Raw genomic sequence first — 25,500 nt, 5'->3', positions numbered from 1 at the left:
ATCAAGGTGCTGCTGTATCTCGTCGCTATCGAGATCGACCTCTGAAACCTTAATTACACCATCGTCACCAGAAGGGGATTCGAGCTGGCAAGACTCGCCAAGCATCCAGCCTTGAGCACGCTCAGATGGGGTAGCCAGCCAGCGGGTCATCAAAGCTGTGGGCCGATCGCGAGTAGCTAGTGGCGTGACCTTGAGCGACCCCAGCGTGAGACGCAGCAGGTCAAGAGCCTCTTCGGCTTTCTTTCGGCTTGCTGCGTCAACGAGAATCCAGTTCCGCTTGATGTCGATAGCCACAAGGAAATGCCCGGTGCGCTTCAGTGCGGTGGGTAGTAGCTCTTCGTAGACTTGCTCTTTGAGTAGCTTTTTCTCCGCTTGACGCAGTGGGCTACCTGAGGCCTTCTCCATTTCAGCCGCCCTCTCCTCCACCAGTTCTTTTACCGCAGCAGCCGGGAGCAAACGCTCCTGCCGGCGAAAGCGAAGAATGAGATATTGAGACTGGAGGGAGTATGTTAATACTTCACCACAAACCGCCGCCCACCCTACCCTTCTGGCCTCAGTGGGAGCACAACCTCGGAAAAGGTGCTTTTGAATGAGGTTGGTCATTTCTTCTGACTCAGGAAATGAGCTATGAGCGCGGTATAACAATGCATTGTCGAACATGATGAGGCCCCTGTGGTTTCATGCCTTTAGGTAGGGGGAAAGATGCCACCTAATAGAAGGTAAGCAAAAGATAACGGTATAACTCCTCCTCCCCTACCCTAGATACCGCTGGCGGACTGATGGCCAGTTACCTGGGATGGCCAAGTGCTTCAACACCCAAAGCCTCTCGCAGAAAGGTGTTAGCTGCCCTCCTCCCCACGTTATCTCTTTGCGGAACAGTGGCTGATTCGGCCGCATTGTGCCAGCACGCCTGGTATGCCGCGAGTACGGGTGGATAATCAACCACACCTCCTTCACGAAGGCAGTGAAGTATGAAGTGTTTATCTTCTTTGGTGAGGGGAAGCTCATTCAGCTGGTCCAGTCGGCTGTCATATCTATTCATATTGTATCTATACCAGACGATGAATTATATCTCTTTAGGCAAGCCCATGCATTCAGTGTTTTCCACTGACGGAGGGGATGTATATTCGGCGATCGTTGCCACCATGGCTGGCGCTCAGGGTTTCTCGAGCTGCATGGCCATAATCCACTACCCCATGAACTGCCTCATCCATACGCCATTGATTACCGTCGCGAGGGGCAAGGCTAACCCTAGCCAAGCCAGGGGGGAGTTTTACGGTGAAGCAATGAAGATGGATGTCTTCCAGGCCTTTCACTTTCTCGAGGTTGATCTCATCAATCTGTTCCGTTTCGACCGCATAGACTGTGTAGCTCCCATCCAAGCCAAGCTGCTCCTTAGCCACAATGGTCAGTATTTCATCGAACATTTTCGGGCCTTCTGCGGCGCCCTTAGCATCAATCATTCTTCACCCTGCGCCCCATAAGAGCCATCATTAGGGCTGTTTAAGCGTTGATCGGTCAGCAAGCAAAGACGACGCCCATCTATCCATAGCTCTCTGAATATGCCCTCGTGGGTATACATACCTACAAGCACATCCAAGGGCTCTTCGTAATAAGTTGATGATGGTGACTGGGTACTATCGGTGATGGGATCTTGTCGGACCTTTAGAACAACAGCGGTTTGCCTGGCTAGTGGCACACTCTTGTTCTTCATGCCCCACTTCCATGAGACGCGATCTCTCGGCGAGAAACGTTCATGCGATCGATCCTCATTAAGAAGATCCAGGGCCAGAGAAATCGTCATCTTCGTGATGGCTGGATCACTTGGATCAATTCGGTTAGCCTCCACCGACTGCTTACGTCGCCCGGTCAGTACCCGCCCCAACGAGGCTAACCAATGTTCGTTGCTTTGCGTCATGCATCTATCCTCGGAGTCTTCCTATTCCTTCCAACAGCTACGGCCACACCTATTAAGGTCCAGGCAGCAAGTAGCGTAAAACCAAAATGAAGAAAAGCCCCGTAGGGAGGGCCTAGTTTGACAGAGAGGAAAAGGGACACGCCAAAAGCGATGAACCACCGCATCCAGTAGTCAACTGACCGGTTAGCGATCCAGCGTGTCTGTTCAAGCGTCAGGGGGCGGTGTAGCCAGCGAAAGGGGTAAACAGTTTTCTCCCGTGTGCCGCGGCCTACCTTGAGCGGTTGACGTGGGAATAGGCGGTTCACGGCGAACTGTGGAAACATTCCTTCAAGCGCTCGCCGCGCAATGTTGGCAGTGAGTTGATCTTGTAGAGACATGGGGTGCCCTCTAGCTGGGCGCCCCGGCTCCCTCTAGGGTAGACAGGGCGCATTTCTTCAAGGTGCGGGAGGTTACAGGTTGCGGATTTCAGCTGCACGAAGGGCGCCGCGGACGATGCGGGCTTCACCGTTTTCATCCTTGTAGATCGTATTCGGTGTGGAGCGGATTCCCAACTGCTGGATCAGGTTGCTGTTCTCGCTCACGATGTTCATAGCTTCGGTACTGGGGGATTCGGAAACACTGCCGCCTCTTTCTATAGTGGCCAGCACTTCAGCGGGGTTCTCCGCGTCAATAATTTGTGCGGCCTGGTGGAGTGAGCCCTCTCCCATGAAGCCCACTGGAATCCAGCGGAATGTCACTTCATCCAAGAGTGCTCTGGACGTTTGATACATCTGCTGGCAGTAACCGCATTGCGTATCGAAGACAACATAGAGAACCTTGTCGCCTGTTCCTTCTTCAACGTAGGCGGCACTTTCCTCAATTTGAGCGAGTGCTGCGGCCTCTTCCTCTTTCTCAAACCCGTTGTCCTGAGCACCTGCTCGATTCGGCATGCTGGCCAGCGGGCTATTCTCCATGTGCTGCTCCATGTGAGCCTGCGTCAGGTTTTCACCACCCTCACCTAGGATCATACCGATAAACGCATGCTTACCGTCCTCAGTGGTATAGATCACATTAGTGTCGTTCTCGACACTAATGACCCAACCATTGATACCGTCCAGCCCGGTATCGAACGTCTTGTCGACTTTGGAGCCTGGAATGCCCAGGTCAGCCACGGCCTTCGGAAGCTCTATGCTAGCGCCGGTATCGTCGTCATTGGCAATGGCTGTCCCAGCGATAAGAGCGGAGGCGACTGCAACAGCGGAGGCGATCAAAGTAAGGTGTTTCATCTATAAGCTCCTTGAGCAAAGTTAAGCGCCAGCGGTACTGGCGAAGTCTTCGCCATGCGAGGCATGGCCACATCAGGTTCTAGTCATCTACTGCTCAGGGCAGCAGCTCTTCAATTCCCGCTTCGCTCTGCGAAGCGGCTCGCTCACGCGCCTGCTGGTTTGCACGGCTGACCAGCTCTCGTGCCTCCTCATAGAGGTTCGAGGCGCTATAAGTGGTGTCTCCATGACGATCAAGATTTGTCTCGATCGTAGGAGCATCTGTTGGCAGGCCTAATCCAGCCAACACGGTGTCTGTGATGTCAGGGATGGTGCCGTCCAAGACGGCTGCTTGTCGGACTATGACCAAGGCGCCATTTGCGGCCTCTACGATCGCTGGCCGAACACCCTTGTCTACACGAGCCAATGTGGAAACGGCGGAATCTCGCACCTCGCCGTCCCCTAGCAGCTCACTGGCTGCTGCACGCCGGGCATTAACGTATTTGGCGGTATCGAACGTCACTACGGCTGGCATTCCAGTGCTAGACGAGGCCCATGGGAGGTTTATGGGAATGACCGCTATAGCGAACGCCATCGCACCCAGCACGCCACCGGCTAAGGGCAAGACCCTGGCCAAGGGATGCTGAGATCGGTATCTGGTTTTCTGGTCTGTCTCACTCATGTGCCTGCCTATCGTCTACGCATGAAAAAGCCCCAGGAATAAACCAGGGGCTGTGAATAGAACATCAAAATGGAAATTCCACTTTATCGTCTCCATCATCGGCAGCACCAACGCTACGCGGATCTCGGAGGATTCGGCAAGTGTCCACCATGAGGTTTGTGTACACAGTGCCGTTGTCAGCCTTGCGAAAGGACAACTCGCCCTCAACAAAGACCAATTGACCGCGCTTCAGGCGATCTTTCATAACCTCGGCAAAGCGGCCACCAAGGATGCAGTTAAGCCACATCGGTTCATCGCCCGATTTCTTGGCCATGTTAATACCGAACCGAACGTAAGTTTTGCCACTGCCGTTGGTCCGTGCTTCAGGTTCGCCAATGTGGCCAATCTGTAGAGTCTGTCCCCACATGTTCAAATCTCCTCTCTCTCACATTCCCAACGTAATGGGTCTCGTTGGGTGATAGGGGCGCTACTGACACTAAGGAGCCAGCCAGGACGATTTTTTTATAAAAACATGAAAAAGCCCCCTGACTCAGAAGAGTCGAGGAGGCTTTGAAGGGGTCACCGCGGACGATGACGAATGATTCTTGCCTTGGGCTGGAGATAACTCCAATGCGCCAAGTTAAGAAGAAACTTACTGAAAGCTCTCTTGGTAAAGCTCACCACGAATGCATCGTCGACGCTCTCAATGGCTTTTAGAGTGCTTTCCCGATGCAACTCGCGATCAGGGCGACGTACCTGGATGACAGTTCCATCCTCGACAGAGAATGCAAAACCCTCCAGCTCTCCAAGCGAGAAGACCTCGAATGCCACATTCACATCCGTTCCCAAGTCTGCCATTTGTCGAGGCGTTGGCTGGCGCCAGCGTCGACCGGCCTGCCGGGGCAGTATGAAACGTGAGCCTTGCGCTGAGTCGATAGCAAACGCCACCTGATCATCATTGAGGTCATCAAGTTTCAGGCCGCCGAACTCACGCCCAAAGGCTACGGCATCTTCTTGATTTACAATTAGCTCAATATTCATGTCACTCTCTCCTCTCATTCCTGCCATGCAGGCCTCAAGAGGAGATAGGGCGGGGACTGCCACAAGCGGTCAGCTCAGGTCGGCCTGCGCGGCGTTTCGCATGCGGAACATTTCATCAGCTAAAAAGGCAAGAGAGGGAGTGCGCCAGCATAGAAAAGCCCCTGACCGAAAGGTGCAGGGGCTGTGAATCATGCAGGTCTAATTGAGCAGCGCGTCACGACGGTCTGAGGAATCCCCCGGTACTCGTCGTGCTTTTTAACGCGCCCCTTCAATACAACCCTTTTCTCCTCAAGGGCTTTGCCTGTCTTCCAGACAATGTATCGGCCTTCGAGGTCACAGAAGATGTGCTTCCACATCAGCCCCCATCGCGTATCTGACGAAAAGGACTGCTTGCGCACTACTTCCATCTCTAATTGATCGCCTGGATCGCCAGCATAGCCGAGTGCCATCATTGACTCGCTGTTAATAGCTGACTCCTCATGTCGATCGTAGGCTGTGACAGCCGCCGTCATAACACCGACGCCGCGCTTTAGCCCGACCATATCGAACCGAGCATGATGAATAATCATCGTCTCGAACTCACTATGCTCAGCCTGCAGAGGGAGCACTTGCCGCGCCCAAGCTATAACCGCATCAGCCCGAGCCACGTCTTCACTTTCAAATGCCCTCATCCCCTTGCTGATCATCGGAGCTGAACGGGCCATCTCACCAACGATCTCTGCTGTCGCCAAGTCGCCGGTTTCCTCAGCGCGAGAACGAGACACAAAGCCTCGTTGTCTGATCTGCCGTACCGCCGCTGCCACCAACCATCTCAGCTCAATAACAGCCTCTGGCGGGCGACCACCGCTCAAGCCCACCTCATCGATCTCTTCCATCATATTGATCATAGAGACCAATAGTTGAGCGCGGGCCATCATCGACTCGGCACCCTGGTGACCAACATAGTCCTTGAGGCATGTCTTTCCGACTTCTAGGACCGCACCAGTTGCCATCTCTTCCATCAGAAAGAGATAGCGCCGCTCACGCCGTTTGTTGCAATGGCTGCAGTCTCCCGTGGCATCGCCTGATCTGTAAGGTTCGGGCAATCGGCTATATGCCCACTCCAAGGGGGTGACCCGTGCCGCCTTGTCAGCTGCCATGTCGATTCGCGCCAGCAAGCGATACCCGTCCAACTTCGGGGGTTCGCCACTGATTGAGACTTTGACGGCAGCGATCTTCTCCACCCTAAAGTGCGACAGTCGATCCTCAAGATCCACCGTCTCACGAGTCCAAGGCTTTACAGCCTCCTCGAGGACGCTGATCTCAAAGGGTGCCATGCCAAGCTTTTTGGCCTTGCGGTCGAGCCGTTCTACCTTCTCGCGCAGCGCGGGAAGGTGGCACTTCGGTATCCAGCAGGTGGTCTTATCTGTCTGTGTCGTCATGATCCTTGCTCCTCTCTCATTCCTGCGTAATTGCAGGTCTCAAGAGGAGGTAGGGGAGTTACTGACCAGCTAAGTGTTTCGCACGCGAAACAAAGAGGACGCATGCATCGCCACATTGGCAGCTTCACGCAGCGCTATTCGCCCTGTGACGTGAAAGAGTGAGCAACTGCTGTAACCGAGAGGCCTGCCGATGCATCCGCTTGGCTGTAGAAAAGTTGTCCCATCCCGACTGGAAGCTACCCTCACGATTCAGCTCCTCAATACGAGCTGCCGTTTCGGTCCATTGGCCAGGGGGAATAGTGTCTTCGAGCCAGCCCCCCCGTTCGTACAGGTCAATGACTACCCCATCACTATTGCAGATACGCATGTTTAAAGGTCTGAACAACCCCTCATATACGTCTTCGGCTTCACGCCATACCTGATAACACGCAGCAAAACCTGACTCAGCCAGCTCACGAAGTTTGTAATACTCAGTGTATGGAGGCACAACCACAGATCGTGAGGAATCCGTCTCATAGAAGGCGAGTCCTGGCGCGTGATCGTACATGTCCATCTTCACTTCACCCTCAATGGTGATCGAGGCGCCAGTCGCGGGCAGCACATTGGTGCCGAACGTTTTATCAAAATAGCTGGCGCAACTGGCAGCGATACATTTCTGTAGCTCTCGAAGAAATAAGCGGTCTTCATGTGTTAGGGCAGACATAACGGCCTCCATGTGGCACTGGTGTGATGCAGTATCGAGTGATGCAGTGGGCCTTCATGAAGAGAGCGCGGACGCGGTAAAGGCCTCAGGATGTGATAGGGGGTTTCGTGTCAGGTGGTATAGAACGGCTCGCGCCAGCATGAAAAAGCCCCATGCTGAGAACAGCAGAGGGGGCTTGAATAACTATGCGAGCACTACGGCATCATCCAGGTGGCGGGCCTGAAGCCTTACCAAACCGGACGAGCCCTCAGGCCTGAAAACATTACGTTTACGAGGCAAATCTACCTTGGTGAACGTGTCGCACTCCAGGCCTCCAACGAACCGTACTGTGTACGGGAGTTTTATGCGATCGCCATCTTTCAGGCGCACACGCTGCTTCTTCGACTCAGCATGCTTTAGGCATCTCTCGCGCCATTCGCTGGCATACTCCAGGCTGAGCCCTGCAACTACCCCTAGCCGCTCAAGCTCCCCAAGAGGGGATAGCAGCTTGAGAATGGACGCAGGGCACTGTGACAAGACTGGCCCCATCGTTTCATCCATCGACTTGTAGCAAAACTCACCCTGCGAACAGCTAGTCTTCACGACCGCCGCTATCGTGTACTCAATTGGCGCTTGCTCCGGGGCCTCTGCTGCCCGCTGGATCTTGATCGCAGCGTAGTAGGTAGAGCCCACGAAGCTCGACTTCAGCACTTCGATAGAACCATCCTGGTTGGTGTATTCCTCGTCCAGGTAGGCTTTACGGTCAGACGGCTTTGGTATGCACAATGTACCCATGATCTTGCTCCTCTCTCATTCCTGCGGAATTGCAGGTCTCAACAAGGGGTAGGGGAGGAGCTGACAGAAAATGTTACGCATGCGAAACAAAGCGGCTGGCGCCTTTTGCAGAGCCAGCCGCAAAAGCATGGCCCATGCTTCCCGGGCGTCTAAAATAGAAAACCCCCAGGCAGCACAAGGCTGACTAGGGGCTTTGAAAGAGGAGTGATAACTGCGCGATCGCGTCAGTCCTCCTCGGGTAGCATGATCGTTATCACCGGCTTAGGGGTATCCCCAGGGCCGATAGTCATAACGACATGTTTTGGCACAACGACAGAGCCGGTTTCGGATTGCTCAATCACATCAACGATGAAGTTGATATATCTCTCGTTGCGCTCTCTCGCAGCAGCCTCAAGGGCGACAAGCAATACATCGCCTAACCGCTTTTCCTCTTGCTGCTGCATCTCATGAGGGTTTGTACCGTCATGCCACGCCACCAATGACTCCCAGGCTGCAGCAGTCATGGCAACAGGCACCTTGAAACCCATCATGTAGCCGGCGGCGTGCTCAGCACGTTCGCTGACATCTACCAAATTGCCATCTTCGATGGCATCTGCACGGGAATAGCTATGGATCATGTCAATTTCATCAAACATGAGCAGTAGCCCCCTGTTGGCGTGACGCCAAAAAAGCAGCCATTGGGATGGGTGTAACCTCAGGCCCAGTCGGCAACTTCCAGGCGCCCTCACGTCTAACAACGCGAGCCAGTCGATCAGCAGCAAAGCATAGCCCCCAGCGTTCATTAGAACGCTCAGACAAGCCGCTTGGTTCGTGCGTAACCTCCCACATCCAGTCAGAATCCACATCCACACATGAGCGGACTTTGAACACCTGCTCGCTTATTCGCACCCTCCGGCTCAGACCTTCAACGCCTAAGTATTCACCGAAGTTACCGCCGCGACGGCTGTAGATGATCGTTTCCAAACGCTCGCCAAATGTTTCCATTGGGATTCTCTCTCTTCTCTCTCTCACATTCCTGCAAAGCAGGTCTCAAGAAGAGATAGGGGCCTTGCTGACGTTGAAAAGTATGGTATTGGTAGCCCCCTACCTGTTTCGCATGCGAAACAATCAATTCAGGAGATGCCTATGGTCGGTAAAGCAACAGCCCAGGACAGCACTACTGAGGGAGCGCCCAGAGAGAATCTGCGTGTTATCCAGGTTCGCCACCGAGAGACACCCAACAGCGAGACCCCAGACGCGATTTTGATGATCCAGCGGATAGAACAAATTGTTGGCCAGGGCGCTCGACTCACGCTTAGAGTCAAACGGATCGATACCCAGCGGCCTCCTGAGGGAAATGAACTCGAATGGTCAGCTGCATATTCGCCTTCAAGCTCAACAGATAGGGAGCGGGTCAGACTCACTCACGGTGAATGCAGAGGTCCCGCAGATATTCAAATGATTCTTAACGGTTTACGCGGGTTTCGTATCGGCACCTACCTGATGGCAGAGATCGTCACTTGGGCCAGGCAGTGGCCGTTGGCAGAGGTAATGAAGATCGAGCTGTCGTGGCAAGATGAAAAGCCAGGCGCACACGATGGAAATAACAAGGTTAGGCGTGATCGGTTCTATGAGCAGTTCGGTATTGAATTCATCCCTAGTGAAACCGAATCGCAGATAACCGCTCGATCAAAATACATGCTTGCTGAAAACCTGACGACTGACGATGCCGAGCGTGCCTGGCGATTGAATATCCAAAAGGTGAATGCGAGTGACTGGCTAGTTGATCAGCAGCGAAAGCTGGAAGAACAGGAAGGGCAGATAGCGAAGCTCAAGCGAAAGGCTGCAAGCCTGCAGACCACGAAAGACCGCATTGAAGCCCATCCATACCGCTATGCAGTGTGTCGTTTTCTTACCAATCCTCTGGCGTTGGGCTGCCTTGCACTGGTGGCTGTGGCCTTTTCCCTCGCCAAGGAAGTGGTTAGCTGAACCATCCGCCAGCCTCTGGTAACCGGAAATAAAAAAGCTCTTCGCGAAGGAAGAGCTTGTTGAATGTGAGATCAATGTCTCTTGTTCTGACGAGAATGACAATCGCCAGAATTCAGCTAACTGCTGCTGCCGTCCTGATGGTGATGATGCTTGCTGCGTTCAATTTGAACGAACGTGAATAAACACACGGCCGCCATAAAGACTGCAAAAGCTGTAACTAACCATCCAAAAGGGCTCATAAATTCAATCCTTTTCTGCACTGTTGCGCTCAATTCTTACAAGAAACGCAATACCTGTTACCCAAATGATAGCACCTACGAAAAACATGGCAACTGATGCACCAAGAGTGATTTTCTCGCTAGGAGCGAAGAAACCCAGAACTCCGGCACCCATAGCGCCAAGACCGAGTTTTCGTACATCGTCTGTCAGTGCCTGCAGGCTGTCCGGCCCCAGCAGAGGCTGGCCATCCTGCATCCTTCGTCGTACCGTGGCGACCCATTGTTGAAACTTTACGCTCATGATCCTACTCCTCTCATTCCTGCTGGATTACAGGTCTCAAGAGGAGATAGGGGGGCAGGGTGACACTCAGGTTCGTAAATAGGGTGCACAGCGAATTTTCCGTGAACGATAGCTATCACGCGGGCGACTCGACTAGCGCGGTTCCGCCTGCCGATGCCAATGTCCGGCTCGTTGCGTCGTTCTTGACCAGCGTCAGGTGAGACTGGTCTGCGTCAGCAGTTCATCGAGCAGGCCGTTCAGAGTGCGCCGAAGGTAGATCAACAGACCCTTCTCCTTGGCCACCACCGTTACCTTGGCGAAGAGATTAGAGGCGGCGGGGAAAGGCGTTCGCACTACGGGGCCCATGACCAGTTTCACCCCCCCACAGCAGGCCGAGGCCGCACACATCGCCGATCCAGCGATAGCATAGACCTACCGTCCTTAACATGCAGAACGGCAGATGCAAAAGCAGTGGCCTAGCGAAAGACCACACTGGCGATTAGGGCAATGCCAATTAAGAAAAGCACCATAATGCCGATAGTTTGCCGGGTACTGGGCCTGTTGAGCCTCGTAAACCACTGTTGAACCCGAGACCTCATTACCTGGGCTCAAGATAAAAACCAGAATGTCACTCCGAGATAGAGCCGAGGGTGACCGTACCGAGACAGGGGTGGAGAGACATAACATGCTGGCGATCACGTTACTGGGCCGCTGGCTCCGCCATGCATGCTGGGCTACACCAGCAGCTATGTAGCATGTAATTGATTTTTTTCACATCTCGCGCCCCGGAGTTCGCCATCTACCGCCAGCGAACCCAGTTCACTCACCCGACAGCGGGAGGCTTGGCCGCGCCTTCATACATGAACGTCATGGTCTTGGGACGACCGAGATAGCCTGTAGCCAGATCCTGGAGTACAAAGCCGGCATTGAGAAGCAACACATCTGTCTGCCGATCCAGATGGCAGCCACCGGCGCAACGCTTCCAATACGGAGTCAGCCGTTGCTGCCAGCTGGCAACGCGGGTTTCTGGCGCGAGTCCATGCTCGACAAAAATCAATTGTCCCCCGGGCTTGAGCACCCTTCGCGCCTGGGCTAGAGCCGCTTCTATGTCCGGAATCGTGCAGAGTGTCCAAGTACTCAGGACCGTGTCTATGCTGTCATCAGGTAGTATTATCTGCTCTGCGCCCATTTGCAGCACTTCCACCTTGAAAGGGGCTTTGTTAATACGCTTTTGCGCAAGCTTTAAAAGGCCACCATCCGGCTCCACTGCATAGTACTTCTCTATAAGCTCAGGGTTGTAATAAGGTAGGTTAACTCCAGATCCAAATCCAAGTTCTAAGACACTCCCCCGAGCTTTGGCCACGGTACGTTGACGATATTTCTTAAGCATCCCCGCTCCCATCGTCAGGTTGATCAGATGCGGCAGTATGTGGCGGCTATAAAAACCCATGGCACTTCCTCCACATTCGATAGGGATAAAACTCATATCATTGTGTTGTAAGCCTATAGCACCCCCGCTAAGCCAGCTTGTGCCCTTTGTTGCCCTCCATCTCTGGGGCACTACAACGCGCTCTTTCCCGTCCTAGGTGTTGAACTTTCCGGCAATGTCTACTGCTACGACTATTGCGCCCAAGACCCATCGGGCAAGAAGAAGGAGTGATGCTCGTCATGTCTTTCTCCTTTTTGGCGCGGGCGTGACCGGGCCTATGGGCAAGGAGATGGTCGGTAAATCACTTCCCAGCTTGGTTAGGGATCCAGCTGCGCTGAGACCGTGCGGTGATCTGGAGTACCTCCTTCATGCGCAGCGTCGAGAATAGGCCCGAGGCGAACGTCAAAGCCACCACCACTCACAACGCCGCAGCCAGTCCCAGTGTATCCGCTACCACCCCTGCGATAATAGCGCCTAAGAAATAGCCAAGATCACGCCAGAGGCGATAGATGCCAACCGAGGATCACCACGCTGGATGCACGACATCACCGATGACGACGAACAGGGTAGGATAAACCATCGCTTTACCTATCCCAATAGGAACGCGCCCGTCGCAAATCCCGAAAACCCTACGGAGACAGCAAACACCACAATGACCACTGCTGGCAGACGATGAGCCCCTGACGCCCCACCCGGTCTGACCAGGCACCGGTAAAGAGCTTACCGATGCTCCAGACGGCGGGGTATATCGCTGTCAGAATACCAATCTTTTCTAAGGCGATAAGCCTGACCGAGGGCTATCCGCAGTGGAAAGCCGCCGGACATCCGGTGCAGATTGAAATGCAGGAGAAACCGACACTACAGGGAGAAGAACTGACGATGGGCGAAATGGTGGCTTGCGGCGGATTGATGATGTGGTGGGATGGACCTGCTCTGTCTGCTTGTAATCCTGCTCCTCGTGCTTGGGGTTGCCGCACTCGTATAGTACTTGTTCTTTAGCAACAGGCAATGAGTGGCTGCGGATGTCCCGCGCCTCAGTTGGAATAACATGGCACTCGTATATGCCGGCTATCTGCCCTTGTGTGAACTTGGGAAGCAAATGGTTGTACTCACTGAGAGCCCTCAGTATCCTCACCGCTTTTAAGGTCTCGCTTATTTTTTAAATAGATACTTAACGAGAGCCCCAATACCGAGCACAAGCAGTATTAGGACAAGAAGCCCTATCAGCCCCATCCCCCACATCATTGCATCACCGTTCATCATTCCATCCATCATTGTTTCTCTCCCTTTCTATCTCATTTACAGTAATGGTTACGTTAAGCACACCTCGCTTAGCTTTTCCTGCCGATAACGCCACGCCTTGAATTTCATCCTGACTTGGATTCGCTTTTTGTCGATTTGCACGAGCTATCTTCTTACCCTTTCCTCGTGGGCTGATTGTTACAAAGTCAGTACTTCAGTCCCTGTACAGCACCTATAGCGCATACTCCTCGAGCTCGTTGAGCCCGAATTCCACGCTGCAGAAGGGTAAATGGACAAAAATCACGCTAGATATCTAATGGTCACAGTTGGCAGAAGTCAGCACTGTTTCTCCTAGGAAGACCCCAGCCAATCTAAGCTTTGCGACGTTTGCTTCAGTGCATGCTCGATATCTCCTCCCGGTCCAGTTCGTTGGGCCGACGGAAACCTGCGTAGGAATGCTTAGGAAATCAGTCATGTTTAGTCGAGCCGCATACCCAGACTGGCGGTTGATTGTGTCAGCCGTGTTGGCTGCGATCCGTGAAGCCATGGATGGCAAAGTATTTGTCGAGCATGCCCTTGTAGCTACGCACGCACCCAAAGCCCGCCGTACACGGCCATGATCAGCTATAACAAGCCTCCTTACCAATGGGGATTTTTGCCATTGCAAGTATCGTCAGCTTGGCCCTGCATGATCTAGCACAGGTCGGCAAACTTCATCCTCATCAGGATTTCTATCGCATCATTATAGTCCACGAAGCCCTGAAATGGGTCAATCCAGCGAAACAGAGTAGGTGTTTCTCCTTGAAGGCTGCCGCGATAAATGATTTGTGCGGTTTGGTTGCTGATGCTAGACATTATGTTTTTTTGTTCTAACCTAGTAACGTTTTTACCAACAACCGAGGATGCCATGCAAACGTTTCGACACTCGCCAGGCAAGCCAGATGTTGTCGGCTTCTACGACATGCGGACCTCTAGCGTGCAGTACGTTGTTAGCGATCCTGTGACTCGGCGCTGCGCAATCATCGACCCAGTCCTAGATTTCGATGAAAAGTCCGGCGCTATCGCAACGCACCATGCGAATGAATTGCTGGACTACGTTGCCAGCCAAGGGCTGAAGGTCGAATGGATTCTGGATACCCATCCGCACGCGGACCATTTTTCGGCAGCACAGTATCTAAAGGAAAAGACAGGGGCACCAAAGGCCATAGGAGCTTACGTTACGCAAGTGCAAGCACTATGGAAGGATATATACAACTGGCCCGACTTTCCGGATGACGGCCGCCAGTGGGATTACCTCTTTGTAGAGGGCGATACTTTCCACGTAGGCGAGATAGAAGGCCGGATTATGTTCTCGCCCGGCCATACCAAGGCGTCGATCACCTACGTCATCGGCGATGCGGCATTCGTGCACGACACGCTGTTTCAGCCGGATGGTGGTACGGCCCGTGCCGATTTCCCCGGGGGCAATGCTCACAAGCTGTGGGATTCCATTCAGGCCATCCTGGCACTGCCGGATGACACTCGGCTCTTTACCGGTCACGACTACATGCCCGGCGATCGCGAGCCAGAGTGGGAAAGCACGGTGAGTGTCCAGCGCGAAACCAATATTCATCTCCAAGACAGCTCGACAGCGGAAAGCTTCATCGCCTTGCGTAACGAGCGCGACGCTAAGCTGCCCATGCCGAAACTGATCTTGCACGCTTTGCAAGTCAACATCCTGGGCGGCGACCTGCCAGCGCCAGAGGATAATGGTCGTCGTTACCTGAAGATTCCCCTCGATGCTCTACCAGGGGCCGCCTGGGATGAGGCGCGCTCCTAAAGTGACCAAGGAGATAACCCATGGAAATCAAACCGCTTGATGATCGCCTTTTTGTGACAGCACAACCTCGCCTCGACGAACTTGAACAGCTCGCCGAGCAAGGGTTCCGCACCATTATCTCCAATCGCCCGCGTGGGGAAAGTGATGACCAGCCGGATCCCGATGCTCTCAAGGCTAAGGCAGAATCACTGGGTATGGTCTGGCATGAAGTTCCCGTCAAGCCCGGCAAGTATTCCCAGCAGGACATTGCCGCCTTTGCCGATGCCCTGGAGTTATCGCCGACTCCCGTGATCGGTTTCTGCCGGACCGGCACACGGGTCGCTCATCTCTGGGCCTATTCACAGGTCTCGCATCGTCCGATTTCGGAACTCGTCGGTGCTGCCAAGTCGGCCGGCTATGACCTAGAGCCGCTTCGCGAGAGCCTCGAAAACCAGGCCAATGACAACTAATAGCGCTGACCGGCATGGCCAGTTTGCGCCGCTATTTCCCCATCGCTCAGTGGCTGCCAGGCCGTCAACTTGATCGATGCCTCGGCACTGGATAGTTTGCAGTCGATCAACCTGCGTTTGAGTGATGCGGGGTTACAACTGCACCTTTGCGAGGTCAAGGGGCCAGAGATGAACCGCCTGCTGAAGACAGCATTCCTACGCAATTTCAGCGGTAATGTCTTCCTGAACACGTTCGATGCTTGACATGCCTTGCACGTTCATTCTTCTGCAGAGCTGAGCGATCCCGACAATGACGATGCTTCGACACGGCTTGTCCGGCATATTTCAAATACCTGACATAGAGGAGACACAACGTGGACATAGCGGCAAGTCTTTCCGGTTTGATCGGCGGTGTGCTGATCGGCCTGGCAGCTGTATGGCTGATGGCAACGCTGGGTCGTATTTCCGGCGTCAGCGGAATCCTCTCCGGACTATTGCTGGAGCAACCCGCAGGAGATTCGGCTTGGCGCCTGGCCTTCCTACTGGGTCTGTTCAGCGGCCCACTCATCCTTATTTTACTGGGAGGTGGGCTAGGTAATGTCTCCGGCGCACCGGATGAGGTCATCGGTCAGCCGGCGGGAGATATCGGGCTGATGCTGCTGGCAGGTCTATTGGTCGGCGTCGGGACAAAAGTCGGCAGCGGCTGTACTAGTGGTCACGGCGTCAGCGGTCTGGCCCAGGGCATGGACCTGTCCGCCAGCGTCGCGCCCTTTATCCTGCGCGGCGTGCCCCTGGCGGGGATCGACAGCGTGATGCGCGCCTACGCGGATCGCGTCGAGTCCTGGCGGCGTCTGGGGCAGCTGCTGGTTCCCGAGCAGCTCGATGCTATCACCAGCTCCATCGCCCTCGACGACGCCATCGAGGCGGTCGATGATCTGCTCGCCGGCCGCATTCGCGGACGCGTAGTAGTGACCATGGCTCTATAAATCCGAATAATAGGTACGTTTTCTTTACGTAGAAAATTTAACGTAATTTATTTACGCAAAATTGCCCCTCCAGGAAGTCCTGGTGTCATTTTCAGAAGACGGCTGCACCAGCGCATCGAGCGGACCGCCCGGTGTGCAGTGGTCTTCTGAAAGAATTGTTTCAGCAATCGCCTTCACCAACCTCGACTAAGCTCAGTCCTCCTAAGCACCATGGGCGGGTCGAGGCATGGCATCAGATACATCACCAATTGCAGAGCAAGGCGTGACCATCCTGTCCGACCTGAGCACAGGCCCAGTTCCGAACGTCCATCATCGGAGCCTTGGTGACACTTGAATTGGGGCATGAGGCCGCCGCACGCATCAAGGTCAGCAAGACGGCCCTCTACGCCGTTTTGAAGGCCAGCCAGCCCGACACGCCAGTGGGCCTTGGGCGGGGCAACGGGCAACGGGCAACGGGCAACGGGCAACGGGCAACGGGCAACTACAATGCTCGACCATGCACCACGATAGTGCATGGCCGGACACAGGGATGACTCCCTGGCGCCTGATGGGGCATGCCCCGAGACCGAGACGCTCTCGTTCCAGGACGCCGTTGGGGAAGGCGAGGGCGGGGCCATCAGGGCAATGATGTCGGCCACCGAGGTCGGACGGCTGAAGAGGAAGCCCTGGCCGTGGGTGCAGCCGGTACCGCGCACGAACGCTTCCTGCTCGGGGGTGTCGATCCCCTCGGCGATGGTCTTCATGCCACAGTGGTTGGCCATGAAGACGATGGTCTTGACCAGCGAGGCGTTCAGCGAGGAGGCTTTCGGGCCGGACACGAACGACTTGTCGATCTTGACCGTTTCCAGGGGATAGCGGCCCAGGTCGCCAAGGCCGTAATACCCCGTGCCGAAGTCATCCAGCACCAGGCGGTATCCTCGCTTCGCCAGGTCGAGCAGTACACGGTGCTAGTTGTCACTTTCCAAGATCAACAGGCTCTCGGTGATCTCGAGCTTGATGCTGGAAGACTCCACGCCGTGTTTTTCCAGCAGCTGTTTCAGTTTGAACGGAAACGTCAGGTCGCGCAGCTGCTTGGCCGAGATATTGATCGAGACCGTGATATTCCGGCCCGTTTCTTCCGCCACGGGAATGAATTCGGCCGGCAACACCTCCCCCAGTTCCTTGTGGCGCCACCGGAGCAGTGCTTCCATGCCGGTGATCTCACGGCTCACCAGAGAATAGATAGGCTGATAGCGCAGGTACAGCTCTTCATGGGTCAGGCAATGAGCCAACAGACCCTTCAGCCTTGCATGTTACTGCGAGCGCTCCTCCATCGTTGCATCATAGAAGCAGAACAGGTTTGTGCCCCTCGACTTGGCTTGGTACATGGCGATATCGGCATAGCGGAACACATCGGAGAGATCCTGAGTGTCGTCGGGAATCATCGCGATCCCGATACTCGCCCCGACCAGCATGTGCTTGCCGCCCACCTCAACGGGGCCCGCCAGCAGGGCATGAATCTTGTCGACGACCCGTGACACATCTTCCTCAGAGGCGACGTCGGTCAGCAACAGACAGAATTCATCACCACCGAAGCGTGCCACATCGTCCTCGGTGCGCACGAGCTTCGCCATGGATTTGGCCACCCAGCACAGCAGCTCATCGCCGGCGGTATGGCCCAGGGTGTCGTTGACGGCCTTGAAACCGTCCAGGTCAACGTAGAGGACTCCGGCCTTCAGCTTATGGCGGATGCAGCGCGCCAACTCGTGGTTCAGGTGCTCTATAAACAGCGACCGGTTCGCCAATCCGGTGAGAAAATCGTAGTTCGCCTGACGAAAAAGCAGTTCCCGACTGGTGCTCAATTCCATGAGGTGACCATGGGCCAGCCTGCCATAGGCTCGCAGCCGTCGATAGAAGAAGAGGCTGCCCGCGAGGATCAGTAGCACGCCTCCAATCACCCAGGGTAGGAGCTGTGTGAGGAGGCTCTGGCCAGGATGCTCCGGACGCCATTGAAGGGTGCCCAGCGGCTCGCCGCTCGGTGTTGCCAGGGGGAGGGACGCCAGTTGGCCTGTCTCCCGAGGGGGAGCTGCCGCTGCAGGCAGCAGACGCAGGGCCTCGATCTGAAAATCACGACGCCAAGCGCCCAGAATGGCCTCGTCGATGTAGTTGACCAGGATCAGATAGCCATGCGCCTGATTGGTGGCATACGGGGTCGGGTCGTAGGCCACATACGGCGACACGGCGACCAGGGCAGGCGCTCCCTGGATATCCAGGATGTCAGATGCGGGCTCGGGGTCGGCGAAATCGGTGTCGATGGCCTCGGCCATGAGCTGCTTGAACTCGGCGGTCAGCAGGCCCTCGGGCAGCGCCTCCAGTTCCGTACCCTTGTGTACGCCGTGGATCAGTGTCGCCTCGCGATCCAGACTCACTACCCAGTCGGTACCGTACTGGTTCTGCAGATAACCGCTGACGTTTTCCATGGCCCAGTCGGTGTCTCGCTGGTAGATTACCAGCTCGACGGCCTCGTTCCACCAGTTATAATCTCGGCTGCGGTTGGCCAGTTCTTCGAGCTCGAGATCGAGCAGTCGCTGCACCTGCTCCCGCGACTTCGCTTCGGCATAGCGATCGAGCGACTGCGACGACAGGATCCCCACCCCGAAGACCCCGGCCACGGCGATCAAGATCGTGACCAGGCTGATTAAGAGACCGCGCCCCAGGGCTCTCATAAGCCGTTCACTGGACTCGATGGAGGCCAATTCGTCCTGAGGGGCGCTATCCCCGCGTTCTTGTCCGGCGTGCACTTACACGTTGTCCATGTCGAAGCCTTAAGAAGAGTATCCGCGTGCTCTTTCGCCAAAGAGCCTTCGTCGCCCGTCGCTTGTCGCGCTTGTGCGAACAGACTGTGATATAGCTCATAACTTATCTGTAAGGAAGTTACACTGAAAGCGTATTTTATTCACCCGTAATCGGCCACCACTCCCTTTAACGCTGGATAGAGAAGCACTGCTGGAGGCACCGCGGCTGCCGGCAGTCAGGGCAGCGAGCGATGGTGACGGAACGATGAACCCGCCATATTCATCAGCGCGTCGAACGCGTGTGTTGAGCCCATTGATTGCCTGTCGTTGTCAGAAGGTGGTTGTACCCATACATTGGGCGGTTCGCCCGGTGTGCAGCGGACTTGTGAACGAGCCGTGTCAAACGATCCTCGAATTGGTTCAGCATGGCGGCGCACAATGCAGCCTGTCCGAGAAACGATCATTAGGCGGCCAATCCGGACATTGTCCGACAACAGCTTGTTTGATGTATTTTGGGACAATAAGATAAACGGACGGATTAGCGGACAAAAGGGGCAGTCAATGGCGCTGATTGGCTATGCGCGGGTCCCGACGGCAGAGCAGAACACCGCCTTGTAGACCGATGCGCTTCGCAAGGCGGAGTGCGAGCGAATCTTTGATGACACCGTCTCCGGGGCCAAGGAAGAACGACCCGGCCTAACAGCCGCGCTGGGGTTCCTGCGCGACGGGGATGTGCTGGTTGTGTGGCGACTGGATCGACTGGGACGCTCACTGCCGCATCTGATCGAAGTGGTCAGCACTCTGGACGCGCGTGGCGTCGGATTCCGGTCGCTGACCGAAAGCATCGATACCACCACGCCGGGTGGGCGGCTGATCTTCCACGTGTTCGGCGCCTTGGGGCAGTTCGAGCGTGATCTGATCCGTGATCGCACCAAGGCGGGGCTGGCCGCTGCCGCCGCCCGTGGGCGCAAAGGAGAATGCAAGCCCGTTGTCACCGACGACAAGCTGAAGCGGGCAAGGGAGCACCTCGCCAATGGGCTGAGCATCCGCGAGGCCGCCGCACGCATCAAGGTCAGCAAGACGGCCCTTTACGCCGCTTTGGAGGCCAGCCAGTCCGAAGCCCCAGACCACAGTGCAACCGACTTCAGACACGCAGTGCGATCGTCTTCTGAAAATAACACCTGGAGGGGCAAGCTTCATGTGTAAAGAAAACTGGACTGCTCTGTGTTCTCCGGACACTTCTAGCCTAATAGTGATGCTTTATATCGACTTTATGATCAAAGATGGCAGAAAATCAGCCGATATGTTTAAGCATAATAGTATTAAACTTGGAGCATTTAAGGATAGGCCAGTAAGAACTTGGACTGGCTGCAGTCCCCTGAACCCAATTGATACTGATTTTTAAGAAGGCACCACCGAGCTAGCAACTTATTCCACTTAGCGCTGTTCATAGCTTTTCTCATTATTCGAGCTTTCAAAAAGCATGACTGACCGGATGGATCAAGCGGTTTTGAAAATGCCTCCCTCAGCAGACAGCCTGGGGAAGCGTGAAATCAACAGTCTGGGCGAACTACAAGCCCGTATAACCCATGCTTAACGGGCAGGTTCTCCGTTTGCCATCAATTGATAGCCTTACTGTGGCAGAGTAGGATCAGTCCCAAGTAAGGAACCTTACCTGCGCTTTCTGCCGCTCGATCCCGAACTCCGCTGGCTCGACATCTGCAAAGGGCTGCCCCTCCATCGCTAGCCAGTAGCAACGTAGATCAGCATCGCCTCGGACAATCAGCACATCATCATGATTTTGCATCCTTCTCTTCTCATTCCCGTATGACAGGTCTCGAAGAGAGGTAGGGGCGGTGTGACGTGAAATGAAGGCGTCGGTGTAGACTACGAGGTTTACACCCCGTGGATTGGCCAACGACGGGAACAGTATGCCGCTAGCACCAGCCTCCAAGGCTAGGTCAGCGAGCAACCAGCTGGGCGGTTCAACGCGATCATTAAACAAAATTCTACGCCAGTCACAACCCATTTCCTGCCAGAGAGAGTCCCAGTCAGCCGTGTACCCATGGCTGAAGTCCACTACTGTGGCCAACGCTACCGTGTAGCTCACAATAAGACCGGGTGGCATCAGGGTCGAGAGCTGCCGGCACTCCTCAAGCGCGGTCAGCTCTTCCAGAGCAAGGTAGAGTGCGGGAACCCCGATACGATTGAGGCGACCGCCATGCTGGGCGGCGCCTGCGCCACTTGTGGGGGGCGATGGCCCAGCGGGGGACATGGACACGATAGGCTGGTTGATCTGCCAGTCTGGTAAGGATCATCCAGCCGCGCCTGCGTGAAGTGATTGAACATAGTTCAATAGATCCTCAGCTCGTCCCTCGCTGACCAACTGCTCTGGTGTCCTGAAATTGAATGCGCTGATCGGTTCATTACGAAACCAGAACGCGGCATCCTGAAAATTACCATTTATGTCAGCCGCTGCTCCCATGACTCGCACCGCATCCCGTAAGTAAGTCTGCAGCTTCTCAGCCCCCTGGGCGCGGTTTACAGTAACGCGGTGGACATGCGCCCGCGAGGCCAGCGTCTGTACATCCATGCCCAGGGCAAGGCAGAACATCCTCGGGCTGATGATTGGGCTCTTGGTTTGCCGTGCCCGAGCTTTCAAGTCAGCGAGGAATTGATTGAAAGTGTCGGGAGCAACGTAATCGGACGGCTCGATGATTGCTTCAACGCTCATAGCCTATTTTCCCTGCAAAAATGCAGCGATGTTGCTACATAAATGCATCATATAACTTCAGCGCTTCGAAGTCCATCTCCGCAAGGTGATGTTTGGTCAACTGAACAGCTTAGGCACTCCTTTTACTTCCGCCTTGGCACCGGCAGGCTTGGATGACCCTCTGCTCGCTTTCACTTGGCCTGTCTGTTCGCTTTTATCCGCTGGCGCTTCGTTGTTTAAAGCCTTTTGGCGACCAGCCGAGGTCCCACCTCGCTTCTTCAGGCGTCGCTGGATAGGTGAGGATGTCCGTACATCTTTCTGCCCAGACACAGCCGATTTCTGCTGTTCTGTAGCACCTTGCGTCGTTTTATCAACCATGACAGTAGGGACTGGCTGATGGCTCGGCTGTGTCACTGGGGACTCATGCTCAGCTGTGGCCAGCATTGCCTCCCCCAGGCCAAGTTGAATATGGGTATCATTCGGTGCGTTATCGGCCTCTGGGCTCCAGTCACCCAGCTCAGCCGAAACATCACTATGGTTATCTGCGTCAGCCCCTAGCGTCAGCTGACTAATCTCTGAAAAGTCATTCGTGGGTTCGGCTTGCTCAGCGATCAGTTCAACATCCCCCCCGCTTGTTGTGGGCGAAATTTGGTCATTGGTCGCTATCTGTGCAACGTTCCCACCGGCCGCCTCAACAATCTCATTTAGTAACCAAGCTCCCTCTGATTCTCTTTTAAATCCTGCTGGAGTCTTAGTATGAATGGAATTACTCATCCCATCCTGCTCATAATGTGCAATATCCCCACCGACACCGGGGACATCCTCTAGCAGCCAAGCGCCAACTATAGCCTTTTCGTCGCCTGTTTCAGCTTTGGCTGAGGCCTGCTGATTCTGGGCATCATTGCCTTTCTGTGCAGCATCCCCACCGCAAGGTATTGGCTGGCCCGTGCCTTCCTGTGTAGTGTTCTCACCTGCCGTATGAGAATCGTCCAGCAGCCAGGCACCATCTATAACTTTTTCTCCGCCTGTTTCAGCCATTGCGGAAGCCTGCTGGTTCTGGGTGCCATTGCCTTTCTGTGCAGCATCCCCACCGCAAGGGGTGGGCTGGCGCATCTCTTCCTGTGCAGTATTCCCACCTGCCGCATGGAGATCATCCATCAGCTTGGCACCGGCTATATCTTTTTCTTCGCCTGTTTCAACCATTGCGGAGGCCTGCTGGTTCTGGGTGTCATTGCCTTTCTGTGCAGCATCCCCACCGCAAGGGATGGGCTGGCGCGTCTCTTCCTGTGCAGTATCCCCACCTGCCGCATGGAGATCATCCATCGGCTTGGCACCGGCTATATCTTTTCCTTCGCCTGTTTCAACCATTGCGGAGGCCTGCTGGTTCTGGGTGCCATTGCCTTTCTGTGCAGCATCCCCACCGCAAGGGGTGGGCTGTCGCGTCTCTTCCTGTGCAGTATTCCCACCTGCCGCCTGGGAATCATCTAGCAGCCAGGCGGAAGCCACGTCGGTATTCGTGAGTGATTCATGGCTGAATGTAGAGGTTTTGCTCGCTGCCCCTAAACTCTTCTGTGCAGCATTCCCACTGGTTTTCGTTGCATCACCCGTACCCGTAGGCACTGAAGCAAACAGGCTGACATCACATACGTCTGACGCTGGAATACCTTTAGGCTTAGTCATGCGCTCTTCCCGCTTACCACTGTCTTTTGTTGGCGCAACGCCAGCGTTGCTACTGTGCTTGCCCTGGGGGCCGAGGACGGTTACCTCATAAGCGGTTTCTCGCGGGTATAGGCCTTGGTGTTCTACTGGCAGCTCCACCGCGATCATTCCCCTGAACTCGATTATGCCGGAACGTACCCGCCACAACGCTTGGTCAGATGGCAACGTCCAGGTCTTCGCCGCTTCGCTCCCCTCTGGCACTCCCTCGATTTCAGTGATGAGCCAGCCGCGATCGGCCAATGCTGCCAAAAGTACCTGTGTAAACTCCCCTGATTTACCTCGGGCTCGAAAGTCACCGCCAAAGGCCGCGGCAACGTCATCATCCAGCTTGGAAAGGGCTGTCTCCCGAACATGATGTTCGGAGAGGTAAAGCCGCTCACCAACGCGGAAGCCTGCCGCTTTGACACGCTTCGCTAAACCTTTCACCTGATAGGGTACTTGGGGAACCACTCGCAAGAACGTTTCGATCGCCAGCTCCTGGACGTTCAGATTCTCAAGCACCTTGCGTTTCTCGCCTCGTGTAGCGAGGCCGTCTATCTCTCGCAGCTGCTGGAGGAGAGTGACTGCGCGGCGCACCCCCTTGCTACTGAGGCCAGGGAAAGCCACTGGCATCAGGTTGGGAGAATGCTCGTATTTTACTGCCAGCAACAGTATGGCTCGCTCATCCTCAGGCAACTCCCACCACGCGGGGAACTTTGCCAACAGACGCCCGCTCTGTTTATCGTGGTAGGACAGGCGGACCCACTGCCCGTCCTGTTTCGCATGCGAAACAGTCTTGCCAATATCATGTGCTGCCGCGGCAAGAGGGAGGAGGGGATCGGCACCTTCGTACTCGAAGGCCTCATCGATCACGCCTAGATGGTGCTCAAGCAGTGTCGTACTGTGGCCGTCACCGCAAAAAGCATCAGGGTGAGCCTGGAGGTAACCGAGCAACTGGTTAATTAGCGGCATGTGATGTGCCGGAACGTTACCCGACAGCTGCGCTTTCACTGGCTTGAAGTTAATCGGATCAGGATAAGGCATGTACGTAATTGAGAGATCCATGCCCCGGAACTCACCGCGAGATTTAGCGCGCTGTCGACGTGTTATTAATCCCATTCCCACTATGAGCAGAACGATCACAGAGCCAGCAGCCATTCCCCCGGCTAACCATGGCCAGACAACACGCAACCTTGCCAGGACGACCTCAGTGGCCGCTGATGCCGCGTTCGCGGGGTTTATCTCTTCGTCACCCTCTACCCAAAAGCCAGCGCCAGCTAGCCACTCCTGCAGCGTTTCCGGCCCCATGAAGTAAAAAGCAGTAGCCGCGGCGAGACTGTAGAAGATAGTTAGAGCAATAACGGATCTTAGCAGTGTCGAGCGATACCCCATCAAACTCATGTCATACGCTCCAGGCGCTTGATACGCCGATATGTCGGCGGATGTGTCGAGAAAAGCCCCCAGCTCGATTCAAGACCCGTAGAGAGCCTACTGAGAAGCCGGCAGCCTGCTATTGGAGAGGCAACACGCGCCGCGTCACGGTCGGCACGATATTCCATTAGATGCCCTAAGTGGCGGTCCAAGACTTTGAAAAGCCCTAATGCCAAGCGAATCCCCAAGCTCGCCACAGAAAAGTACAAGCCGCTCAACAGGCCAATCAGGGGAATGGGACGAAGAATTGTATAGATCAACCGCGCCAGCCAAAGCGCCACCCGCAAAATGCTGTGCTGCGTCCACCAGTATAGGCTCGCAGACGCATCGCCGCGGCGAAGGTGTGACCTCTCGTGCGCCAGCAGCCACTCAAGCTCATCAGGAGGCAGATTGAGGGCGCCCCGGGAAACGATTACAACGCCACCCGTAGGGCTCGGCATAGCATAGGCCTGAAGGGCAGGCGTCTCGTAAACCCAGACACGATCTGCAATCTCACGAGCCCTTGGGAATAGCCGGCCGATACGGTAACTGGCTGGCGCCAGCCTAAGCCCTAGCCAGGCGAGGGCAGTTAGCCACCCACCTGCGAGGTAGGTGGCCTTGGCCAGCCAAGTGACTGTCATAAGCTCACCAGGGGGACGTATGAACTCCAGGGGTAAGCCAACGAAGACCACCACCGGCAATACCACCATCACAGTATAACCAAGCGCCCCAGCGAAACAGGCCGACAAGGCAGACAGGAGCGCCAGCATAAGCCA

29 protein-coding genes and 2 pseudogenes are annotated in these 25,500 nt (G+C 55.2%); 8 read left to right on the top strand and 23 right to left on the bottom strand.

Going from position 1 to position 25,500, the window contains the following annotated elements; translation table 11 throughout:
- The 12 genes from CXF87_RS02875 to CXF87_RS02810 form a co-directional block, all read right to left on the bottom strand.
- Nucleotides 1-660, bottom strand: a 660-nt coding sequence (locus CXF87_RS02875; RefSeq protein ID WP_101145399.1) for a recombination-associated protein RdgC, incomplete at its 3' end; no start/stop codon positions are given.
- Between the two features lie 434 nt (nucleotides 661-1,094).
- A complete protein-coding gene (locus CXF87_RS02865; protein WP_008958306.1) occupies nucleotides 1,095-1,463 on the bottom strand; it encodes a hypothetical protein in 369 nt (122 codons plus the stop codon).
- The gene (locus tag CXF87_RS02860; protein ID WP_101145398.1) at nucleotides 1,460-1,918 is read right to left on the bottom strand and encodes a hypothetical protein; all 459 of its coding nucleotides are present in this window, start codon (nucleotides 1,916-1,918) and stop codon (nucleotides 1,460-1,462) included. Before CXF87_RS02860 ends, CXF87_RS02865 begins: the two co-directional genes overlap by 4 nt.
- Before the next feature lie 449 nt (nucleotides 1,919-2,367).
- On the bottom strand, nucleotides 2,368-3,183 hold the full coding sequence (locus CXF87_RS02850) for a DsbC family protein (RefSeq protein WP_008958309.1): 816 nt from the start codon (nucleotides 3,181-3,183) through the stop codon (nucleotides 2,368-2,370).
- A gap of 94 nt (nucleotides 3,184-3,277) precedes the next feature.
- A complete protein-coding gene (locus CXF87_RS02845) occupies nucleotides 3,278-3,841 on the bottom strand; it encodes a hypothetical protein (RefSeq protein WP_101145396.1) in 564 nt (187 codons plus the stop codon).
- Between the two features lie 64 nt (nucleotides 3,842-3,905).
- A complete protein-coding gene (locus CXF87_RS02840; protein WP_101145395.1) occupies nucleotides 3,906-4,247 on the bottom strand; it encodes a single-stranded DNA-binding protein in 342 nt (113 codons plus the stop codon).
- 152 nt (nucleotides 4,248-4,399) lie between these two features.
- Nucleotides 4,400-4,861 (bottom strand): hypothetical protein, encoded by a 462-nt coding sequence (locus CXF87_RS02835; RefSeq protein WP_008958312.1) that lies wholly within the window; start codon nucleotides 4,859-4,861, stop codon nucleotides 4,400-4,402.
- Nucleotides 4,862-5,049: 188 nt separating this feature from the next.
- The gene (locus tag CXF87_RS02830; protein ID WP_008958313.1) at nucleotides 5,050-6,282 is read right to left on the bottom strand and encodes a hypothetical protein; all 1,233 of its coding nucleotides are present in this window, start codon (nucleotides 6,280-6,282) and stop codon (nucleotides 5,050-5,052) included.
- A 124-nt stretch (nucleotides 6,283-6,406) separates the two neighbouring features.
- Nucleotides 6,407-6,985 (bottom strand): hypothetical protein, encoded by a 579-nt coding sequence (locus CXF87_RS02825; RefSeq protein ID WP_101145394.1) that lies wholly within the window; start codon nucleotides 6,983-6,985, stop codon nucleotides 6,407-6,409.
- A gap of 183 nt (nucleotides 6,986-7,168) precedes the next feature.
- Nucleotides 7,169-7,759, bottom strand: coding sequence for a DUF6927 domain-containing protein (locus tag CXF87_RS02820; protein WP_008958315.1), 591 nt, complete (start codon nucleotides 7,757-7,759; stop codon nucleotides 7,169-7,171).
- A gap of 224 nt (nucleotides 7,760-7,983) precedes the next feature.
- Nucleotides 7,984-8,394 (bottom strand): DUF6573 family protein, encoded by a 411-nt coding sequence (locus tag CXF87_RS02815; protein WP_008958316.1) that lies wholly within the window; start codon nucleotides 8,392-8,394, stop codon nucleotides 7,984-7,986.
- Nucleotides 8,387-8,743, bottom strand: coding sequence for a hypothetical protein (locus CXF87_RS02810; RefSeq protein WP_101145393.1), 357 nt, complete (start codon nucleotides 8,741-8,743; stop codon nucleotides 8,387-8,389). The genes CXF87_RS02815 and CXF87_RS02810 overlap by 8 nt, the downstream gene beginning before the upstream one ends.
- Nucleotides 8,744-8,884: 141 nt before the next feature.
- Here CXF87_RS02810 and CXF87_RS02805 point away from each other — a divergent pair, with 141 nt between their 5' ends.
- The gene (locus CXF87_RS02805) at nucleotides 8,885-9,727 is read left to right on the top strand and encodes a hypothetical protein (RefSeq protein ID WP_083024693.1); all 843 of its coding nucleotides are present in this window, start codon (nucleotides 8,885-8,887) and stop codon (nucleotides 9,725-9,727) included.
- 243 nt (nucleotides 9,728-9,970) lie between these two features.
- Here the strand turns inward: CXF87_RS02805 and CXF87_RS02800 are convergent, their stop codons facing one another.
- The 3 genes from CXF87_RS02800 to CXF87_RS02790 all read right to left on the bottom strand — a co-directional run bounded on the left by CXF87_RS02800 (nucleotide 9,971) and on the right by CXF87_RS02790 (nucleotide 11,675).
- The gene (locus CXF87_RS02800; protein ID WP_035557873.1) at nucleotides 9,971-10,246 is read right to left on the bottom strand and encodes a hypothetical protein; all 276 of its coding nucleotides are present in this window, start codon (nucleotides 10,244-10,246) and stop codon (nucleotides 9,971-9,973) included.
- Nucleotides 10,247-10,438: 192 nt separating this feature from the next.
- Nucleotides 10,439-10,591: a hypothetical protein gene (locus CXF87_RS02795; protein ID WP_157826462.1), complete on the bottom strand. Its 153-nt coding sequence runs from the start codon at nucleotides 10,589-10,591 to the stop codon at nucleotides 10,439-10,441.
- A gap of 457 nt (nucleotides 10,592-11,048) precedes the next feature.
- The gene (locus CXF87_RS02790; RefSeq protein WP_035557867.1) at nucleotides 11,049-11,675 is read right to left on the bottom strand and encodes a class I SAM-dependent methyltransferase; all 627 of its coding nucleotides are present in this window, start codon (nucleotides 11,673-11,675) and stop codon (nucleotides 11,049-11,051) included.
- Between the two features lie 705 nt (nucleotides 11,676-12,380).
- Between CXF87_RS02790 and CXF87_RS02785 the strand changes: the two genes are divergently transcribed.
- Nucleotides 12,381-12,653: a hypothetical protein gene (locus tag CXF87_RS02785; protein WP_035557864.1), complete on the top strand. Its 273-nt coding sequence runs from the start codon at nucleotides 12,381-12,383 to the stop codon at nucleotides 12,651-12,653.
- A gap of 153 nt (nucleotides 12,654-12,806) precedes the next feature.
- On the opposite strand, the gene CXF87_RS22215 is transcribed toward CXF87_RS02785, so the two are convergent.
- Nucleotides 12,807-12,929 carry a hypothetical protein gene (locus tag CXF87_RS22215; RefSeq protein WP_268762340.1) on the bottom strand — a complete coding sequence of 41 codons (123 nt, stop codon included), beginning with the start codon at nucleotides 12,927-12,929 and terminating at the stop codon, nucleotides 12,807-12,809.
- Between the two features lie 440 nt (nucleotides 12,930-13,369).
- Here CXF87_RS22215 and CXF87_RS21525 point away from each other — a divergent pair, with 440 nt between their 5' ends.
- The 5 genes and pseudogenes from CXF87_RS21525 to CXF87_RS02765 form a co-directional block, all read left to right on the top strand.
- Nucleotides 13,370-13,516 (top strand): hypothetical protein, encoded by a 147-nt coding sequence (locus CXF87_RS21525; RefSeq protein WP_157826461.1) that lies wholly within the window; start codon nucleotides 13,370-13,372, stop codon nucleotides 13,514-13,516.
- Nucleotides 13,517-13,803: 287 nt separating this feature from the next.
- A complete protein-coding gene (locus CXF87_RS02780; protein ID WP_101145400.1) occupies nucleotides 13,804-14,715 on the top strand; it encodes an MBL fold metallo-hydrolase in 912 nt (303 codons plus the stop codon).
- Nucleotides 14,716-14,735: 20 nt separating this feature from the next.
- Nucleotides 14,736-15,164, top strand: coding sequence for a TIGR01244 family sulfur transferase (locus CXF87_RS02775; protein WP_101145392.1), 429 nt, complete (start codon nucleotides 14,736-14,738; stop codon nucleotides 15,162-15,164).
- A 69-nt stretch (nucleotides 15,165-15,233) separates the two neighbouring features.
- Nucleotides 15,234-15,407: a hypothetical protein gene (locus CXF87_RS02770; protein ID WP_198555988.1), complete on the top strand. Its 174-nt coding sequence runs from the start codon at nucleotides 15,234-15,236 to the stop codon at nucleotides 15,405-15,407.
- A gap of 110 nt (nucleotides 15,408-15,517) precedes the next feature.
- A pseudogene (locus CXF87_RS02765) lies at nucleotides 15,518-15,883 on the top strand (YeeE/YedE family protein); the annotation flags it as partial.
- A gap of 419 nt (nucleotides 15,884-16,302) precedes the next feature.
- Here CXF87_RS02765 and CXF87_RS02760 read toward each other — a convergent pair.
- Genes CXF87_RS02760 through CXF87_RS02750 form a run of 3 tightly spaced genes read right to left on the bottom strand, consistent with a single transcriptional unit; the run spans nucleotide 16,303 to nucleotide 18,834 of the window.
- The gene (locus CXF87_RS02760; protein WP_269801088.1) at nucleotides 16,303-17,058 is read right to left on the bottom strand and encodes an EAL domain-containing protein; all 756 of its coding nucleotides are present in this window, start codon (nucleotides 17,056-17,058) and stop codon (nucleotides 16,303-16,305) included.
- 18 nt (nucleotides 17,059-17,076) lie between these two features.
- Nucleotides 17,077-17,400: an EAL domain-containing protein gene (locus CXF87_RS02755; RefSeq protein WP_101145389.1), complete on the bottom strand. Its 324-nt coding sequence runs from the start codon at nucleotides 17,398-17,400 to the stop codon at nucleotides 17,077-17,079.
- 21 nt (nucleotides 17,401-17,421) lie between these two features.
- Nucleotides 17,422-18,834: a sensor domain-containing diguanylate cyclase gene (locus tag CXF87_RS02750; RefSeq protein WP_101145388.1), complete on the bottom strand. Its 1,413-nt coding sequence runs from the start codon at nucleotides 18,832-18,834 to the stop codon at nucleotides 17,422-17,424.
- A 702-nt stretch (nucleotides 18,835-19,536) separates the two neighbouring features.
- Between CXF87_RS02750 and CXF87_RS02745 the strand changes: the two are divergent.
- Nucleotides 19,537-20,109, top strand: a pseudogene (locus CXF87_RS02745) (recombinase family protein); the annotation flags it as partial.
- 445 nt (nucleotides 20,110-20,554) lie between these two features.
- On the opposite strand, the gene CXF87_RS21875 reads toward CXF87_RS02745, so the two are convergent.
- The 4 genes from CXF87_RS21875 to CXF87_RS02720 form a co-directional block, all read right to left on the bottom strand.
- Entirely contained in the window at nucleotides 20,555-21,178 is a 624-nt protein-coding gene (locus CXF87_RS21875) for an RES family NAD+ phosphorylase (protein ID WP_232774555.1), read from the bottom strand.
- 39 nt (nucleotides 21,179-21,217) lie between these two features.
- Nucleotides 21,218-21,637 (bottom strand): hypothetical protein, encoded by a 420-nt coding sequence (locus tag CXF87_RS02730; protein WP_035557849.1) that lies wholly within the window; start codon nucleotides 21,635-21,637, stop codon nucleotides 21,218-21,220.
- 96 nt (nucleotides 21,638-21,733) lie between these two features.
- Nucleotides 21,734-24,715: a hypothetical protein gene (locus CXF87_RS02725; protein ID WP_101145387.1), complete on the bottom strand. Its 2,982-nt coding sequence runs from the start codon at nucleotides 24,713-24,715 to the stop codon at nucleotides 21,734-21,736.
- Nucleotides 24,712-25,494: a M48 family metallopeptidase gene (locus CXF87_RS02720; protein ID WP_035557843.1), complete on the bottom strand. Its 783-nt coding sequence runs from the start codon at nucleotides 25,492-25,494 to the stop codon at nucleotides 24,712-24,714. Before CXF87_RS02720 ends, CXF87_RS02725 begins: the two co-directional genes overlap by 4 nt.
- Between the last annotated feature and the right edge of the window lie 6 nt (nucleotides 25,495-25,500).

This window comes from Halomonas sp. MES3-P3E, assembly GCF_002836035.1.
Taxonomy (GTDB): Bacteria; Pseudomonadota; Gammaproteobacteria; order Pseudomonadales; family Halomonadaceae; genus Vreelandella; species Vreelandella arctica.
Note: the sequence above shows the minus strand (reverse complement) of the source record. Positions and strands in the feature narration are given on the sequence as shown.